Here is a 15,515-nt window from a genome sequence, read left to right as displayed (position 1 = left end):
GCAGCCACCGAGGAAGCGGGAGAATGGTTATTGTGCCATCGGTGCCTGGCCGCGCGGTGCCGGTCCGCGCCGGTCGATCAGGGGGTGGATGGCCTGGGCGTGTCGCAGCAGCGTCTCGTCTTCGCCCGGCCCGCCCACCAGTTGCACGCCCACCGGCAGGCCGCGCGGGGACCAGGCCGTCGGCAGGTGGACAGCGGGCCAGCCCAGCACCGACCAGATCCGGTTGAAGGTCGATTCGCCGGTATGGTGCAGGCCCGCCGGTGCAGCGCCCGCCGCGCTGGGAGTCAGGATGAGGTCCACGTCCCGCATGTGGGCGGCAAGCGTGGCGCGCGCGTTCCGCACCCGGTCCCGGGCCTCCTGGTAGTGACTGGCCGTGATGGCCTGTCCCGCCTCGATCGCCGCCAGCATGACGGCGCTCAACTCGTGGCGACGCGCGTTGAGGATGGGCAGCAGCGAGCGGGCCAGCTCGTGCAGCATGATGCGGCGGTGGCATTCGGCCAGCGCGGGCAGGAGGCCGGGCAGGGGCGCCTCGACGACGGCGCAGCCCGCCTCGCGCATCGCGGCGGACGCATCGTCCAGCGCCTGCCGCGCTTCAGGAGCCAGCGGCCCCAGTTCCGTGGCGTCCAGCATCCAGATGCGCAGCCGGTGCCCGGGAGCAAGGGGTGCGAGGTCCCGCCAGGGAAGCAGGACGCTCGCGGCCAGGATGGCGTCCGCCACGGAACGTGTGAACCAGCCCAGGCAATCCAGGCTGCCGGCCACCGGAGCGACGCCGGCCGTGGGGACCGCGTTCAGCGAGGTCTTGATGCCAACCACGCCGCAGTAGGCGGCCGGTCGTATGACCGAGCCGCCCGTCTGCGTGCCCAGCGCCAGGGGCACCATGCCAGCGGCGACCGCGGCCGCCGAGCCGCTGGACGACCCGCCGGGCGTGTGGCCGGGCGCATGAGGATTGCGCGTCGGACCCGGATGCGAGAAGGCCAACTCGGCGGTGACGGTCTTGCCGACCGGTACCGCGCCCGCCGCGCGCAGCAGCTCGACGCAGGCCGCATGGCGGGACGCGGGGGCGGCCGCGCCGGGCAGACCGAGCCCGGTCGGCATGCCCGCCACGTCGATGATGTCCTTCACGCCCACGGGGACGCCCAGCAGGCTCGGGCGCGGATCGGTGGACGCCGGGCCGTCGCGGTAGGCGCGCTCGACCTCGCGCGGCTGGAACCAGCTCCAGGCCTCCAGGGCCGGTTCCAGCCGCGCGTGCTGCTCGATCACGCCGCGGGCGACGTCGGCCGGCAGCAGGAGGTTGTCACGCAGGCGGGCGGCGATCTCGCCCGCCGATAGTCGGGAATAGTCCAGGTGTCGCATGGCCGCCAGTATGCGGCGGGACGGTGTCCGCAGAGACCTGAATTTTTTTCGCGCCCCCCGCGCCGATTCGTCGTTTGCCCGCTCGGGCCGGGCGGCCCAGACTTGCCCCGCAAGGAGGAAAGCCATGCAGACATTTTCCGATCAACTGGGGCTGCGCTGCGTACTGATGCGCGGCGGTACGTCCAAAGGGCCGTTTTTCCTGGCGGAGGACCTGCCGCCGGCCGGCGCGCGGCGCGACGCCGCGCTGCTCAGGCTGATGGGGGCCCTGGAGCCGAGGCGGATAGACGGCATAGGCGGCATCGATTCGCTTACCAACAAGGTCGCGATCATCTCGCGCAGCGCCCGGCCGGGCGTGGACGTGGACTATCTGTTCGCCCAGATCTGCGTCCACAAGAACACCATCGATTATTCGGTGAACTGCGGCAACATGCTGGCCGCGGTCGGCCCGTTCGCCATCGACGAAGGCCTGGTGAAGGCCGCCGCGGGGGCCTCCACCGACGTGGCCATCTTCAATGTCAACACGGGCAAGCGCATCATCGCCACCGTGCGAACCCGGGCCGGCCGCGCCGTCTATGCGGGCGAGGCGGCCATCGACGGCGTGGCTGGCACCGCCGCGCCGGTGTGGCTGCGCTTCTGCGACGTGGCCGGCGCCAAGACCGGCAAGCTGCTGCCCACCGGCCAGGCCGTCGAGACCATGGAAGGCGTGCGCGTCAGCTGCGTGGACGCGGCCGTGCCCATGGCCATCGTCGAGGCCGCCGAGCTGGGGATGACGGGCTACGAGACTGCCGACGAGATCAATGCCCGCGACGATCTGCTGGCTCGTGTCGAGCGCGTGCGTTGCGCGGCCGGCCGAGCCATGGGGCTGGGCGACGTGTCGCGGCTGGAGATGCCCAAGCTGGTGACCGTGGCGCGGCCCGTGGGGGGCGGTACGATCAATGCCCGGTACTTCATGCCCTACACCTGCCATACCTCGTTCGCCGTGACCGGCGCGGTGTGCCTGGCGGCGGCCGTGCAGGTGCCGGGGTCCGTCGCCGCGCGGATCGCCGATCGGGCCGAGGCGGCCGAGGTCGCCATCGAGCACCCCGCGGGTACGCTGCGCGTGGGGATCGACGCGAGCCAGGGCGCCGCCGGCATCGAGATCCGATCGGCCAGCCTGCTTCGCACCGCCCGGCGCCTGTACGCCGGCACCGTCTATTTTCCGGAGGCGACGCTGGAAGCGTCCGCCGCCGAGTCTGCAAGGGAAGTGCTCGCATGAAACCGTTCCGTGTTCTCCTGACCGCCTGCCTCGCGTTCGCCGGGCCACACGCCGCGCAGGCGGCCGATGCCTACCCGGCCGGGCCCATCCGGCTGGTGGTGCCTTTCCCCGCTGGCGGCGGCACCGACATCCTGGCGCGCGAACTCGCGCGCGAGCTGGATCAGCAATGGCACCAGCCGGTCGTCGTCGAGAACCGCCCCGGCGCGGGCGGCGCCATCGGTGCCGCCGCTGTGGCCACGGCCAAGCCCGACGGCTACACCATGCTGATGACGACGGCGGGCGTGTCGGCCATCAACCCCAGCCTGTACAAATCCCTGCCCTACGATCCCGAGAAGCAGTTCACGCCGGTCAGCCGCGTGGCCTCGACCGTGTTCGGCGTGCTGGTGCATCCTTCGCTGGGGGTGAACTCCATCGGCGAGCTGATCGCGCTGGCCAGGAGCAAGCCGGGCATGCTGACCTTCGGGTCGGCGGGCAACGGCGCGGCGGGCCACCTGCCTGGGGAGCTGTTCAAGTCCATGGCAGGGATCGACATCCGCCACGTTCCCTACCGTGGTACCAGCCCGGCGCTGAACGACCTGCTGGGCGGCCAGATCTCCATGATGTTCGCCATCCTGGGGCCGGCCACGCCCTACATCAAGTCGGGCCGGGTCAAGCTGCTGGCCACCACAGGCGCCGCGCGCGCCGCAAGCTTTCCCGATGTGCCCACGGTGACCGAGGCCGGGCTGCCCGGCTACGTGGCCGACGAGTGGTGGGGCGTCGCGGCGCCCCGGGCCACGCCGGCCGACGTGGTGCGCAAGTGGAACACGGCGATGCGGGCCTACGTGGCCAGGCCGGCCGTGCGACAGAAGCTGATCGAGAACGGCTACGAGCCCGCGTCCGACACGGTGGATGCTTTCTCGGCCCTGATCGCCTCGGACAAGGTCAAGTGGGGCAAGGTGGTGCGCGACGCCTCGGTCAGCATCGACTAGGCGGCCTGCGACAACAGCGCTTCCAGCAGGCGCGACACCGCGGGCGTGGGGACCACGCCGGGATCCACCACCAGGCGCAGTTCGAAGCTGGCCCAGTCGTCGGCCAGCGGCACCTGCCGGATGTTGGCCGGCACGTGCCAGTCGGCGGGCGCGGCGGGCACCACGGCCACGCCCAGCCCCGCGCTGACCAGCGAGAACACCGCGGGGAAGCTGGTCACCTGGGTGGATACGGCGGCCGGGTGCGGCGTGCCCGGGCCGTCCTGGCCCGAGAACTGCGCCAGCGCGCTGCCGGCCGAGCGTGCGATGTGCGGGAACCGCAGCGTTTCTTCGTAGAACACGGCGTCCCGCCCGGCCAGCTCATGGCCGGCGGGCACCGCCAGGACCAGCGGCGTGCGCGTATAGGGCAGGCTTTGCAGATGCTCCGCCTGGGCGCCGGCGTGGGCGATGCCGAGATCGACCGACCCGTTGGCCACCGCCTCCAGCACCGCCGCGCTCGTGGCTTCCCGAACCGAGATGCGGATGCCGGGGTATTGCGCCGAGAACCGGGCCATCAGGTCGGCCAGCCCCGCGCACATGCCCGAGGTGTTGGAGGCGATCCTGACGGTGCCCGAGGTGCCGTCGGCGAACCCCGCCAGGTCCTGCTGCAAGCCCTGCAATTGCTCCAGCACCCGTTCGGTGCGCCGCGCCACCGCCTGGCCGGCGGCGGTCAGGCGCGCGCCCTCCGGCCGCCGGGTCAAAAGGGCGATGCCCAATTGGGATTCCAGCTCCAGGATGCGCTTGCTGGCGGCCGAGGCCGTCAGGTGGATGGTCTCGGCCGCGCGCGCCACGCTGCCGGTTTCATCGACCTTGCGCAGCAGTTGCAGGGTCAGCAGATCGAATCGCGGATTCATGGAAGTGCTCCGTCGGGTCGGATGGCCCGATGACAAACAAAAACGCCCGGCGGAGCCGGGCGCTTCGGGACGTCGTCTGGGACGGCGCGGGCGTCAGCCCACGACTTCGCCGGTATCCTTCTTGGCCGGCTTGACCAGGTCCTCGCGCTTGACGCCCAGCCACATGGCGATGGCGGCCGCCACGAACACGGACGAGTAGATGCCGAACCAGATGCCGATGGTCAGCGCCAGCGCGAAATAATGCAGCGACGGGCCGCCGAAGATCAGCATCGCGATCACCATCATCTGCGTCGATCCGTGAGTGATGATGGTACGCGAGATGGTGGCCGTGATGGCGCTGTCGATCACGTCCCGCACCGAGGCCTTGCGCTGCTTGCGGAAGTTCTCCCGGATCCGGTCCATGATGACCACGGACTCGTTCACCGAGTAGCCCAGCACCGCCAGCACCGCCGCCAGCACCGGCAGCGAGAACTCCCACTGGAAGAAGGCGAAGAAGCCCAGGATGATGACCACGTCGTGCAGGTTGGCCACCACGCCCGCCACGGCGAATTTCCACTCGAAGCGGAACGCCAGGTAGATCATGATGCCGACCACCACGAACAGCAGCGCCAGCAGGCCGTCGTGGGCCAGTTCCTTGCCGATCTGCGGGCCCACGTATTCCACGCGGCGCAGCTCGACGCCGGGGTCGGTGGCCTTCAGGGCCTCGATGACCTCGTTGCTCTGCTGGGTCGAGGTCTTGCCCTCGATGTTGGGCAGCCGGATCATCACGTCGCGCGAGGTGCCGAAGTTCTGCACCTGGAAGTCGTTGTAGCCCTTCTGCGAGATGGTGCCGCGTACCTTGTCCAGTTCCACCGCCTGCGGGTAGGCCACTTCCATGACCGTGCCGCCGGTGAACTCGATGGACAGGTGGAAGCCCTTGGTGGCGATGAAGAACACCGCCGCCAGGAACGTGACCAGACTGATGAGGTTCAGCACCAGCGCATGGCGCATGAACGGGATGGTCTTGTGGATGCGGAAGAATTCCATGTTGCTCAGACCTCTTTGGGTTTCCAGACCTGGCCAATCGACAGCTTGGCGAGTTTCTTGCGGCGGCCGTACCAGAGGTTGGCGAGCGCGCGGGCGCCGACCACGGCGGAGAACATCGAGGTCAGGATCCCGATGGTATGGACGATGGCGAAGCCCCGTACCGGGCCCGAACCGAAGGCCAGCAGCGCCACCGCCGCGATCAGCGTGGTGACGTTGGAGTCCAGGATGGTGCCCCAGGCCCGCTCGAAGCCGAGGTGGATGGCCTGCTGGGGCGCGGCGCCGTTACGCAGTTCCTCGCGTATCCGTTCGTTGATGAGCACGTTGGCGTCGATCGCCATGCCCAGCGTGAGCGCGATGGCCGCGATGCCCGGCAGGGTCAGCGTGGCCTGCAGCATGGACAGCAGCGCGATCAGCAGCAGCAGGTTGACCGCCAGCGCGATCACCGAGAACACGCCGAAGAGCCCGTAGTACAGGATGATGAAGATGGCGATCGCGGCGAAGCCGTAGACCACCGAGTGGAAGCCCTTCTGGATGTTGTCGGCGCCCAGGCTGGGGCCGATGGTGCGTTCCTCGATGATGTCCATGGGCGCGGCCAGCGAACCGGCGCGCAGCAGCAGGGCCGTGTCGTTGGCCTCGACCGTGGTCATGCTGCCGGAGATCTGCACGCGGCCGCCGCTGATCTCGGTGCGGATCACGGGCGCGGTCACGACCTCGCCCTTGCCCTTCTCGAACAGCAAGATGGCCATGCGCTTGCCCACGTTGTCGCGGGTCACGTCGCGGAAGATGCGGGCGCCCTTGGCGTCCAGCGTCAGGTGCACGGCGGGCTGCTGGGTCTGGCCGTCGAAGCCGGCCTGGGCATCCTGCAGGTTCTCGCCGGTCAGCACGACCTGGCGGCGCACCAGCACCGGCCGGCCGTCGCGGTCGGTGTAGCGTTCCAGCCCGAAGGGCACGGTGCCGCTGGCCAGCGCGCTGGTGGCTTCCGGCGAGTCGTCCACCATGCGCACTTCCAGCGTGGCGGTGCGGCCCAGGATGTCCTTGGCCTTGGCCACGTCCTGCACGCCCGGCAACTGGACCACGATGCGGTCGGCGCCTTGCTGCTGGATGACCGGCTCGGCCACGCCCAGTTCGTTGATACGGTTGTGCAGCGTCGTGATGTTCTGGCGCAGCGCGTTGTCCTGCGCGGTCTTGATGGCCTGCGGCGTCAGGGCGCCGATCAGCTTGAAGTCGCCGCCGGCGTCCTGGTCGGTCAGCTGCAGGTCGGGCAGGCCGTTGCGCAGCACGTCGCGCGCGGCGTCGCGGGTGGCGGCGTCGCGGAACTTGATTTCGATGCTCTGGCCGACGCGGTCGATGCCGTTGTGGCGGATGTTCTTGTCACGCAGCAGCGAGCGCACGTCGCCGGTCATGGCGTCGTAGCGCTTGGTCAGCGCGCCCTTCATGTCCACCTGCAGCAGGAAGTGCACGCCGCCGCGCAGGTCCAGGCCCAGGTACATGGGCAGCGCGTGCAGTGCGCGCAGCCAGGCGGGCGAGGCCGACAGCAGGTTCAGCGCGACCACGTAGCTGGGGTCGGACGAATCGGGATTCAGCGACTTCTCGAGCAGGTCGCGCGCGCGCAGCTGCTGGTCCGGCGTGTTCAGGCGCACCCGCACCGTGCCCACGGGGCCGTTCTGCTCGAAGTACAGGCCGGTGTTGGAGATGCCCGCGGCCTGCAGGGTCTGGTCCACGCGCTCCATCATGGAGTTGTCGACCTTGACGGTCGCCTTGGCGCTGGAGACCTGGACGGCGGGGGACTCGCCGAAGAAGTTCGGCAGGGTGTAGATGAAGCCGATCACGACCACCACGGCGATCATGATGTACTTCCAGAGAGGATAGCGATTCATCGGTAATCAAACCTCGGAAGGCTGGCGCATCGGCGCCGGTGCCCGCAGCGGGCCAGGCCGCAGAACGCGAAAAAGGGGCGGCGCCCGGCGCCAGCCCCCGGCAGTGCATCGATGCCGCGCGAGCGGCATGGACGCGAGCGCCCGGCTTACAGAGCCTTGATGGTGCCCTTGGGCAGGACGGTCTGGACCGCGGTCTTCTGGACCAGGACTTCCACCGCCTTGTCGCCTTCGCGCGAGACTTCCAGCGAGACGTAGGTGTCGTTGACCTGGACGACCTTGCCCAGGATGCCGCCGGCGGTGACGACTTCGTCGCCCTTGGCCAGGGCGGCAACCATGTTCTTGTGCTCCTTCTGGCGCTTCATCTGAGGCCGGATCATCAGGAAATAGAGGATCACGAACATCAGGACGATGGGCAGCATCCCCATCAGGGCGCCTTCGCCTCCGGCCGCAGGAGCTTGCGCCAGGACATTGGCGAGCGCGTTGGATGTCAGCATTTCTTCTCCAGAATCAATGACTTGCGTCGAAAATAACTCAAAATTGTAGCCCAGCCCGCCCAGGGCGGAACCCGGCCTCTTCTAGGGATAACCCCGGCCGGATCCGCCGTGCTGACCAGTGGCCGCGAGCTCCTGGTTGGCCACGACGGGGCCGGGAGGTGGAATTCTAGACGCCACGGGCCCGGTTGGCGGCGAATTCCGCCCGCCAGGACGCGAAAACGCCGCCGGCGATGGCATCGCGCATTTCCTGCATCAGCTGCAGGTAATAGTGGAGGTTGTGGATGGTATTGAGCCGCGCCCCCAGGATCTCGTTCGACCTGAACAAATGGTGCAGGTACGAGCGGGAAAAGTTCTGACACGTATAGCAGCCGCAGGTTTCATCCAGCGGACGGGTGTCGTCGCGATAGCGCGCGTTGCGGATCTTGACGTCGCCGTAGCGGGTGAACAGCCAGCCGTTGCGGGCGTTGCGCGTGGGCATCACGCAGTCGAACATGTCCACGCCGGCGGCCACGCCGTCCACCAGGTCCTCGGGCGTTCCCACGCCCATCAGGTAGCGCGGGGCGTCCTGCGGCAGCCGGGGCGCCACGTGGGCCAGGATGCGCAGCATGTCTTCCTTGGGCTCGCCCACCGACAGGCCGCCGATGGCATAGCCATGGAAGCCGATGTCCTTGAGGCCCGCCAGCGATTCGTCGCGCAGGGTCTCGTACATCCCGCCCTGGACGATGCCGAACAGCGCGTTGGGGTTCTCCAGCGCGTCGAATTCATTGCGCGAGCGGCGCGCCCAGCGCAGCGACATCCGCATCGAGGTGGCCGCCTCGTCCACGGTGGCCGGCCGGCCGTCGATGGCGTAGGGCGTGCACTCGTCGAACACCATCGCGATGTCCGAATTCAGGCTGCGCTGGATGCGCATCGATTCCTCGGGCGTCAGCATCAGCCGCGCGCCGTCGATGGGAGAGGCGAAGCGCACCCCTTCCTCGGTGATCTTGCGCAGGCCCTCCAGGCTGAACACCTGGAAGCCGCCCGAGTCCGTCAGGATGGGCTTGTGCCACTGCATGAAGCCGTGCAGGCCCCCGTGGGCATCGATGATCTGCGTGCCCGGCCGCAGCCAGAGGTGGAAGGTGTTGCCCAGCACGATCTGCGCGCCGACCTCGTCCAGCTCGTAGGGCGCCATGGCCTTGACCGTGCCATAGGTGCCCACCGGCATGAAGATGGGCGTCTCGACCACGCCGTGGTTCAGCGTCACGCGCCCGCGGCGGGCCTGGCCCTCGGTGGCCAGGAGTTCGAATTTGAGTCCGTTCATCGTTCTATAAACATCGCGTCGCCGTAGCTGAAGAAGCGGTAGCGCTGGGCCACGGCATGGGCATAGGCGCGGCGGATGGGGTCCATGCCCGCGAACGCCGAGATCAGCATCATCAGCGTCGACTTGGGCAGGTGGAAATTGGTGATCAACGCGTCCACCACCCGGAACTCGAAGCCGGGCGTGATGAACAGGCGCGTGTCGCCGCGCGTCTCGCGCAGCGGCCAGTGGGTGGCGGCGGCCGACTCCAGGGCCCGCACGCTGGTCGTGCCCACGGCGACCACCCGGCCGCCCGCGGCGCGGGCCTGCGCGATGGCGTCCACGGTGGCCTGGGGTAGCGTATAGAGTTCGCTGTGCATCACGTGTTCGGACAGATTGTCCACCCGCACCGGCAGGAAGGTGCCGGCGCCCACGTGCAGCGTCACGAAGGCGGTGCGCACGCCCTGGGCGCGCAGTGTCGCCAGCAGGGCATCGTCGAAGTGCAGCCCCGCCGTGGGGGCGGCCACCGCGCCGGGTTCGCGGGCGTACACCGTCTGATAGCGGGCGTCGTCGCCGGTGTCCGGCGTGTGCGTGATGTAGGGGGGTAGCGGCGTCTGGCCGTGCTCGGCCAGCAGTTCCAGCACCGGGCCGGGGAAGCGCAGGTCGAACAGGTCGCCCTCGCGGCCCAGCATGGTCACGTCGAAGGCGCCCGCCAGGCGGATCGTCGCGCCGGCCTTGGGCGACTTGCTGGCGCGCAGGTGCACCAGCGCGCGGTCGGGTTCGGTGATGCGTTCGACCAGCACTTCCACCTTGCCGCCGCTGCTTTTTTCCCCGAAGAGGCGCGCCTTGATCACCCGGGTGTCATTGAAGACCAGGAGATCGTTCGGGCGCAGCAGGCCGGGCAGGTCGGCAAACCGGCGGTCGTGCAGCCCGCCTTGCGCATCCAGGTGGAGGAGGCGGCTGGCGGTGCGGTCGGCGGCGGGGGTCTGGGCGATCAACTCGGGCGGAAGTTCGTAGTCGAAATCGTCGAGAGTGAGATCTGGCACGGGTAAGACAGGGTTGGGAAAGCGCACGGCAACCCACCATCATAGCCTGGAATCGGCGCCTGTCCGGACGGCCGCCAGGCCGGCGGGCAGTGGGGAACCGGCGATAGGCGACGCTTGCCCCCGGCCCTTCCCCGCCAACTCATTCATCCTTGAAGCAAGCCTTGCGCTTTTCGATGAACGCCAGCATGCCTTCCTTGGCATCGCCGGTTTGAAGCGCGAGCGTCAGCAAATCGCCTTCGATCCTGAGCGCATCGTCCAGGCCGCGCTCCGCCCCTCTCGCGACCGCTTCCCGGGCGAGGGCGGAGGCGGCAAGGCTGAAGCCCGTGAACGAAGCCAGGAAATCCACGCCCGCTTCGATCGGGTCGCTGCCTTCCGACAGCCGGTCAACCAACCCCATGCGATAGGCTTCGTCGGCATCGACCGTCCGTCCGGAAAGAATCAGATCGAGCGCGCGCGATTCGCCGACGAGGCGCGGGAGTCGCTGCGTGCCGCCGTATCCGGGTATGAGGCCGAGTTTGATCTCCGGCAAGCCCATCCGTGCTTGCTTCATCGCGACCCGGAACGTGCACGCCAGGGCGATCTCGAGTCCGCCCCCGAAGGCAAAGCCGTTGATCACGGCGACAGAGGGGATGGGGAGCGTGCCGACGCTGCTGATGATGGCTTGCGCTTCCGCAATGGCCTTCCTGCTTGCAGAAGCAGAGCGTTCCATCATTTCCTTGATGTCGGCGCCAGCGCAGAAAGCCTTGCCGCCGGAGCCGGTGATGAGCAATCCGCGCGCCGCGGATTGCCGGATCTGCCCGATGACATCCCTCAAATCGGACAGCAGTTCAAGGCTTAACGCGTTGAGGGCCTCCGGGCGGTTCAACGTTGCGATCGCAATCGCTCCACGATACTCAAGGGTAACCAGCATGTGCGTCTCCAAAGCGAAAAAAGGGACTTTCAATGTTCACGGCAAGGCGGAAGAAGGGGGTGTGGGCGACTTAAACGCGTTAAACTGAGATCGCTCTGCATATCCGCATCTTCTCTGGATTCGACACGGGACATGACGCAGTTGACGAATACTGGAAAAAATCCAAAGCGTGAAGATGTGATGCCTGGCGAGGCAGGATCGTCGGGGCCCCGGTCCCTGATGCGTCTGTTGAACATATTCCACTCCCTGGCCAAATCCGGCGATAGCATGTCGCTTGCCGAGTTGAGCGCCGCGTTGGTCTCTCCCAAGAGCAGCCTGCTTTCTCTCCTGAGGCCATTGGTGCAAAGTGGCTTCTTGACGCAAGCCACGGGCCGTTACAGCCTGGGGCCGAAGGCGTTCCAGCTTTCGCTCGACATACTTTCTGTCCGTACCTTCTCCAAACTGATACGCACGTTTCTGCTGGAGCTTGCCGAGAGGAGCGGCGAAAGTGTCTACCTCGCCACCATCGACCGCACGGTCGGTCTGTGCAACTACGTGGAAATGATCGAGAGCCAGGAAGCCGTTCGCTATGCCGTCCCCGCGGGTACCTCCCGGCCCCTGTTCGTGTCTGCCGCCGGCCGCGCCCTGCTGGCTTTCCAGCCGCCGGAATGGCGTGACCGGTACATCAAGTCGACCAAGATGGTCGGTCCGGTGACCAAGGCCGCTATCGACAAGGCCTGGCTCAGGGACGAGCTCGAGCGGATCCAAAGCACAGGTATCGCCATCAGTCTCGGGGAAGCGGTTTCTGGCGCTTCCGGTATTGCCGCGCCCATTGTTTCCAACGATGGCACGGCGACGCATGCGTTGATGATTGCCGGCCCTACCGAGCGTTTCCAGAAGGCTCTTCCTGATTTGAAGAGGCTGATGCTGGAGGTCGCACCGCGAGCCTCCGACGTACTGCGCGACGTTCGCAATTGAGGCAGCAGGCCCGGCGTCGATCATCCTTTCAGCAATTCCTCTCTTGATCGCGCCTTTTCGGCGCCCAGCCACTCTGCAAGAACTGCCCTGCCTGTCTCTTTGGTCGGTTTCGCCGGCGGAACGGGAAGCCCGTTGCCGGTACGAGAGAATCGCGGCGCCGCCGCCGGCTGGGTGATTCCGTCCACCGTCACGAAGGTCCGGCGAGCCTTGAGGTGGGGGTGCTCCGGCGCCTCGCTGGCGCTCAGGACCGGCGCGAAGCAAGCGTCCGTACCTTCCAGCAGCCTGCACCAATAGTCGCGATCCTGGCTTTTGAATCTGGCCTTCAAGGCGGCCGCCGCCCGTCGACGATAATCGGGAGCCTCCCGGCGGCCGAGCGTCGTTGCATCGATCTCCAGACGCTCGAGAAGATCTTGATAGAACTTGTCTTCGATCGGCGCGACCGACACCCAGCATCCGTCGGCACATTCATACACGTCGTAGTAGGGGGCGCCGGAATCGAGGATGTTCTCTCCCCGGGGACCGAGCATGCCCGCTTCATGCATGCCGAAAACGGAGGTTGCCAGGGCGGCCGTGCCATCGACAATCGCGGCATCGACGATTTGTCCTTGTCCGGAATTGCGTGCCTCGAGGATGGCAGCAAGAATTCCCAACGCCAGATAGAGTCCGCCGCCCGCATAGTCTCCCACCAGATTGAGCGGCGGCGTGGGCGGTTGCTTTTCGCGCCCGATCCAGCTCAATACGCCGGTCAGAGCGATGTAGTTCAGATCATGTCCGGCTGCTCGAGCCAGGGGACCGTCTTGCCCCCAGCCCGTCATCCGGCCGTATACGAGGCGTGGATTGCGGGCAAGACAGATCTCCGGCCCCAATCCCAGCCGCTCCATCGTGCCGGGACGAAAGCCTTCGATCAGGGCATCCGCTGTTTCAAGCAGTTCCAGCACCAGCTCCTTGCTCGCCGGATCCTTCAAGTCGAGTGCGATGCTTTGGCGATTGCGCAAGAGCAGGTTGTATTCGAGCGGTCGCTCGATGCCCAGGCCAGGCGGGACCGGCCGATCTATCCTCAGTACCGTCGAGCCCATGTCGGCGAGGGTCATGGCTGCCATCGGCGACGGGCCTATGCCCGCAAATTCGACAATCCTGATTCCCTTCAAGGGGCCGCTGGCAATACCGGTCGTCGTTGTCATTGCTGTCCGGCGCCGGTCGTCTTGGCTACCGCCCGAGGGGGGCCGCTGTCGAAATAGAGTCCTCGACCGCTGGCGATCGGGCGGCCTTGGTCATCGGCAATGCGCGTTTCCGCAGTGATCAATTGCTTCCCCATGTGAACGACCTGCGCACTGGCGCGCAAGACCCCGGAGCTGGCGGCCCGGTGATAGTCCACGCTAAGGTCGATGGTCGGGACCGGATAGCCAAGGCGTGCTGCAATGGCGTAGTCGCCGGCCGTATCGATGAGCGATGCCAGGACACCGCCGTGTATCGAGTTGCGTTCCGGACTGGATACGAGGTCGAGACGCCAGGGAACCTCCAGCATGAGCCCATCGGGGCCCAGATGGGCAACTTTGACGCCGATCCATCGATTGAAGGGTGACCGGTCCACGATCGCCTGCATTTGTTCCAGGGTGTCGATAGCCATTGCATGCTTCCTCTTCGATCTTGCAGGGCTAGTCGATGCGTGCGTTGTTGGATTTGATGATCCTGTCCCATCGCTCATGTTCGTCAGCGATGAACCTGCCATATTGGACTGGCGTGCCGTGCTTCGGTTCGGCTCCCTGTTCTGCAAGGCGAACCAGTAGATCCTTGTCGTTCAGGGCCGTTTGAATGGCCGCGTTGAGCTTGGCGACGATTTCGGGTTTGGTGCCCGCCGGGGCCACGATGCCTGACCAGGCGCCAAGTTCCAACGGCTTGCCGACAACCTCGGAGAGGGTGGGGACATCCGGCAGCCCGCTCATGCGCTTTTCCGTGCCCACTGCCAGGGCGATCAGGCGCTTGTCTTTGATGAATGGGATCACTCCCGCGGAGGTGCCCGCATAGAAATCCACCTGTCCGCTTGCGACGTCGGTGACGGCGGGGGCTTCGCCCTTGTAGGGAACGTGAGTTGCGGACCCCCCGATCGCTTGTAGCAGGAGCAGTGCGGAGAGGTGGGTGATGTTGCCGTTCCCGGCGGACGCGTAGTTCAACCTTCCCGGATTCGCCTTGATGGCGGCGATGAGGTCCGACGCGCTTTTGTACGGGCTCTTCGGTGATGCCACCAGGATGATCGGGAGGCTGGCCGTGAGAGCAACGGGCTGAAAATCCTTGTAGCTGTACGGAAGCTTCGTGTACAGCGAAGGACTCAGGATCAGGGCGGACGTGTTGTAGAGGAGCGTGTAGCCGTCAGCCCTGGATTTCGCGACCTGGTCGCTGCCGATATTGCCGTTGGCGCCGGTCACGTTGTCGACGAAGACCTGTCCTCCCATGGCATCGCCCATTTTCTGGGCAATGCCGCGGGCAATGACATCGGTCCCTCCGCCGGCGGCAAATCCAAGGACCAGGCGGATCGGGCGCGACGGATAGGTTTCTTCGGCGTGGGCGGCGTTGGACGCCATGAGGAGGAGAAGGGGAACCGTCTTGAGAATCGTCTTCATGCCGTTTGTCTCGCATTCATTGGGAACCGGTGCTGCCAGGTGAAAGGGGGCGGACGGCGCTAGCCCGCCATCGTCAGCCCACCCGAGACCGAAATCACCTGACCCGTAATGAAGGACGCATCGTCCGAGGCCAGGAAGCAGACGGCACCGACTACATCTTCCGGCTGGCCCAGGCGGCCAAACGGAATCGCTTTTTCCAGCGCACCGCGCAGCTTGTCTCCGCTTTCGCCTTCCCCGGCAAAATCCTTGAACAGTGCGGTGTCGGTCGGCCCCGGGCAGACAACGTTGACGTTGATCTTCTTGCGCGCGGTCTCGCGGGCGATGGTCTTGGTGAAGGCGATGATGCCGCCCTTGCATGCCGAGTAGACGGATTCTCCCGAGGAGCCGACCCGGCCGGCATCGGAGGCAATGTTCACGATGCGTCCATGACCGCGTTCGAGCATACCTTTGAGCACCGCATGATGGAGATTCAGCGGGCCGACGAGATTGATGGAGATCAGCTTCTGCCAAAGGGCCGGCGTGGTGTTGACGAAGCGGTCCGCGTGATCCCAGCCGGCGTTGTTCACGAGCACGTCGACGGGGCCGAGCGTGGCCTCGATCCTGGCGACCGCTTCATTGACGGCATCGTGATCGGTGATATCGACCGCGCAGCCGATGGCTGTTCCTCCGTTCGTCTTGATCCCTTCCACGACTTCGTCGGCACTGGCCGCGTTGAGATCGAAGATGGCGACTTTGCTGCCTTCGGCGGCGAATCTTGCAGAAAGCGCCGCGCCGATGCCGCCGGCTCCGCCGGTAATGATGACGACTTTGTCCTTGAGTCCTCGCATGGCTTTCTCCATTGCAAA

The 15,515-nt window shown here is 66.6% G+C and carries 15 protein-coding genes; 3 read left to right on the top strand and 12 right to left on the bottom strand.

Features of this window, described 5'->3' with window-relative positions; translation table 11 throughout:
• Positions 1–27 precede the first annotated feature (27 nt).
• Entirely contained in the window at positions 28–1,353 is a 1,326-nt protein-coding gene (locus CDO46_RS02760) for an amidase (RefSeq protein WP_165963051.1), read from the bottom strand.
• 124 nt (positions 1,354–1,477) lie between these two features.
• Between CDO46_RS02760 and CDO46_RS02755 the strand changes: the two genes are divergently transcribed.
• Both CDO46_RS02755 and CDO46_RS02750 read left to right on the top strand, forming a co-directional pair.
• Positions 1,478–2,608: a 4-oxalomesaconate tautomerase gene (locus CDO46_RS02755; protein WP_087837039.1), complete on the top strand. Its 1,131-nt coding sequence runs from the start codon at positions 1,478–1,480 to the stop codon at positions 2,606–2,608.
• On the top strand, positions 2,605–3,576 hold the full coding sequence (locus CDO46_RS02750; protein ID WP_087837038.1) for a tripartite tricarboxylate transporter substrate binding protein: 972 nt from the start codon (positions 2,605–2,607) through the stop codon (positions 3,574–3,576). Before CDO46_RS02755 ends, CDO46_RS02750 begins: the two co-directional genes overlap by 4 nt.
• On the opposite strand, the gene CDO46_RS02745 is transcribed toward CDO46_RS02750, so the two are convergent.
• The 7 genes from CDO46_RS02745 to CDO46_RS02715 form a co-directional block, all read right to left on the bottom strand.
• Positions 3,573–4,466: a LysR family transcriptional regulator gene (locus tag CDO46_RS02745; RefSeq protein WP_087837037.1), complete on the bottom strand. Its 894-nt coding sequence runs from the start codon at positions 4,464–4,466 to the stop codon at positions 3,573–3,575. The two genes, CDO46_RS02750 and CDO46_RS02745, sit on opposite strands and share 4 nt — an antisense overlap.
• Before the next feature lie 93 nt (positions 4,467–4,559).
• Entirely contained in the window at positions 4,560–5,492 is a 933-nt protein-coding gene (gene secF, locus CDO46_RS02740) for a protein translocase subunit SecF (protein ID WP_087837036.1), read from the bottom strand.
• A 5-nt stretch (positions 5,493–5,497) separates the two neighbouring features.
• Positions 5,498–7,369 carry a protein translocase subunit SecD gene (secD, locus tag CDO46_RS02735; RefSeq protein ID WP_087837035.1) on the bottom strand — a complete coding sequence of 624 codons (1,872 nt, stop codon included), beginning with the start codon at positions 7,367–7,369 and terminating at the stop codon, positions 5,498–5,500.
• Between the two features lie 146 nt (positions 7,370–7,515).
• The gene (gene yajC / locus CDO46_RS02730) at positions 7,516–7,863 is read right to left on the bottom strand and encodes a preprotein translocase subunit YajC (protein WP_087837034.1); all 348 of its coding nucleotides are present in this window, start codon (positions 7,861–7,863) and stop codon (positions 7,516–7,518) included.
• Positions 7,864–8,029: 166 nt separating this feature from the next.
• The gene (gene tgt / locus CDO46_RS02725) at positions 8,030–9,163 is read right to left on the bottom strand and encodes a tRNA guanosine(34) transglycosylase Tgt (RefSeq protein ID WP_087837033.1); all 1,134 of its coding nucleotides are present in this window, start codon (positions 9,161–9,163) and stop codon (positions 8,030–8,032) included.
• Positions 9,160–10,185 carry a tRNA preQ1(34) S-adenosylmethionine ribosyltransferase-isomerase QueA gene (gene queA / locus CDO46_RS02720; RefSeq protein WP_087837032.1) on the bottom strand — a complete coding sequence of 342 codons (1,026 nt, stop codon included), beginning with the start codon at positions 10,183–10,185 and terminating at the stop codon, positions 9,160–9,162. Before queA ends, tgt begins: the two co-directional genes overlap by 4 nt.
• Before the next feature lie 139 nt (positions 10,186–10,324).
• A complete protein-coding gene (locus CDO46_RS02715; RefSeq protein WP_087837031.1) occupies positions 10,325–11,095 on the bottom strand; it encodes an enoyl-CoA hydratase/isomerase family protein in 771 nt (256 codons plus the stop codon).
• A 132-nt stretch (positions 11,096–11,227) separates the two neighbouring features.
• On the opposite strand from CDO46_RS02715, the gene CDO46_RS02710 reads away from it, so the two are divergent.
• Positions 11,228–12,052, top strand: a complete 825-nt coding sequence (locus CDO46_RS02710; protein ID WP_243724407.1) for an IclR family transcriptional regulator — start codon at positions 11,228–11,230, stop codon at positions 12,050–12,052.
• 20 nt (positions 12,053–12,072) lie between these two features.
• On the opposite strand, the gene CDO46_RS02705 is transcribed toward CDO46_RS02710, so the two are convergent.
• From CDO46_RS02705 to CDO46_RS02690, 4 genes are read right to left on the bottom strand one after another with little or no spacing between them, the layout of a single operon-like run.
• Positions 12,073–13,233, bottom strand: coding sequence for a CaiB/BaiF CoA-transferase family protein (locus CDO46_RS02705; protein ID WP_087837029.1), 1,161 nt, complete (start codon positions 13,231–13,233; stop codon positions 12,073–12,075).
• Complete coding sequence (locus CDO46_RS02700; protein WP_087837028.1) at positions 13,230–13,679, bottom strand: PaaI family thioesterase; 450 nt, start codon at positions 13,677–13,679, stop codon at positions 13,230–13,232. Before CDO46_RS02700 ends, CDO46_RS02705 begins: the two co-directional genes overlap by 4 nt.
• Before the next feature lie 28 nt (positions 13,680–13,707).
• On the bottom strand, positions 13,708–14,670 hold the full coding sequence (locus CDO46_RS02695) for a tripartite tricarboxylate transporter substrate binding protein (RefSeq protein ID WP_087837027.1): 963 nt from the start codon (positions 14,668–14,670) through the stop codon (positions 13,708–13,710).
• Between the two features lie 59 nt (positions 14,671–14,729).
• Positions 14,730–15,497 (bottom strand): glucose 1-dehydrogenase, encoded by a 768-nt coding sequence (locus CDO46_RS02690; RefSeq protein ID WP_087837026.1) that lies wholly within the window; start codon positions 15,495–15,497, stop codon positions 14,730–14,732.
• Positions 15,498–15,515 lie beyond the last annotated feature (18 nt).

Origin of the sequence: Pigmentiphaga sp. NML030171, assembly GCF_002188635.1 — a bacterium.
GTDB lineage: Bacteria > Pseudomonadota > Gammaproteobacteria > Burkholderiales > Burkholderiaceae_B > Pigmentiphaga > Pigmentiphaga daeguensis.
Note: the sequence above shows the minus strand (reverse complement) of the source record. Positions and strands in the feature narration are given on the sequence as shown.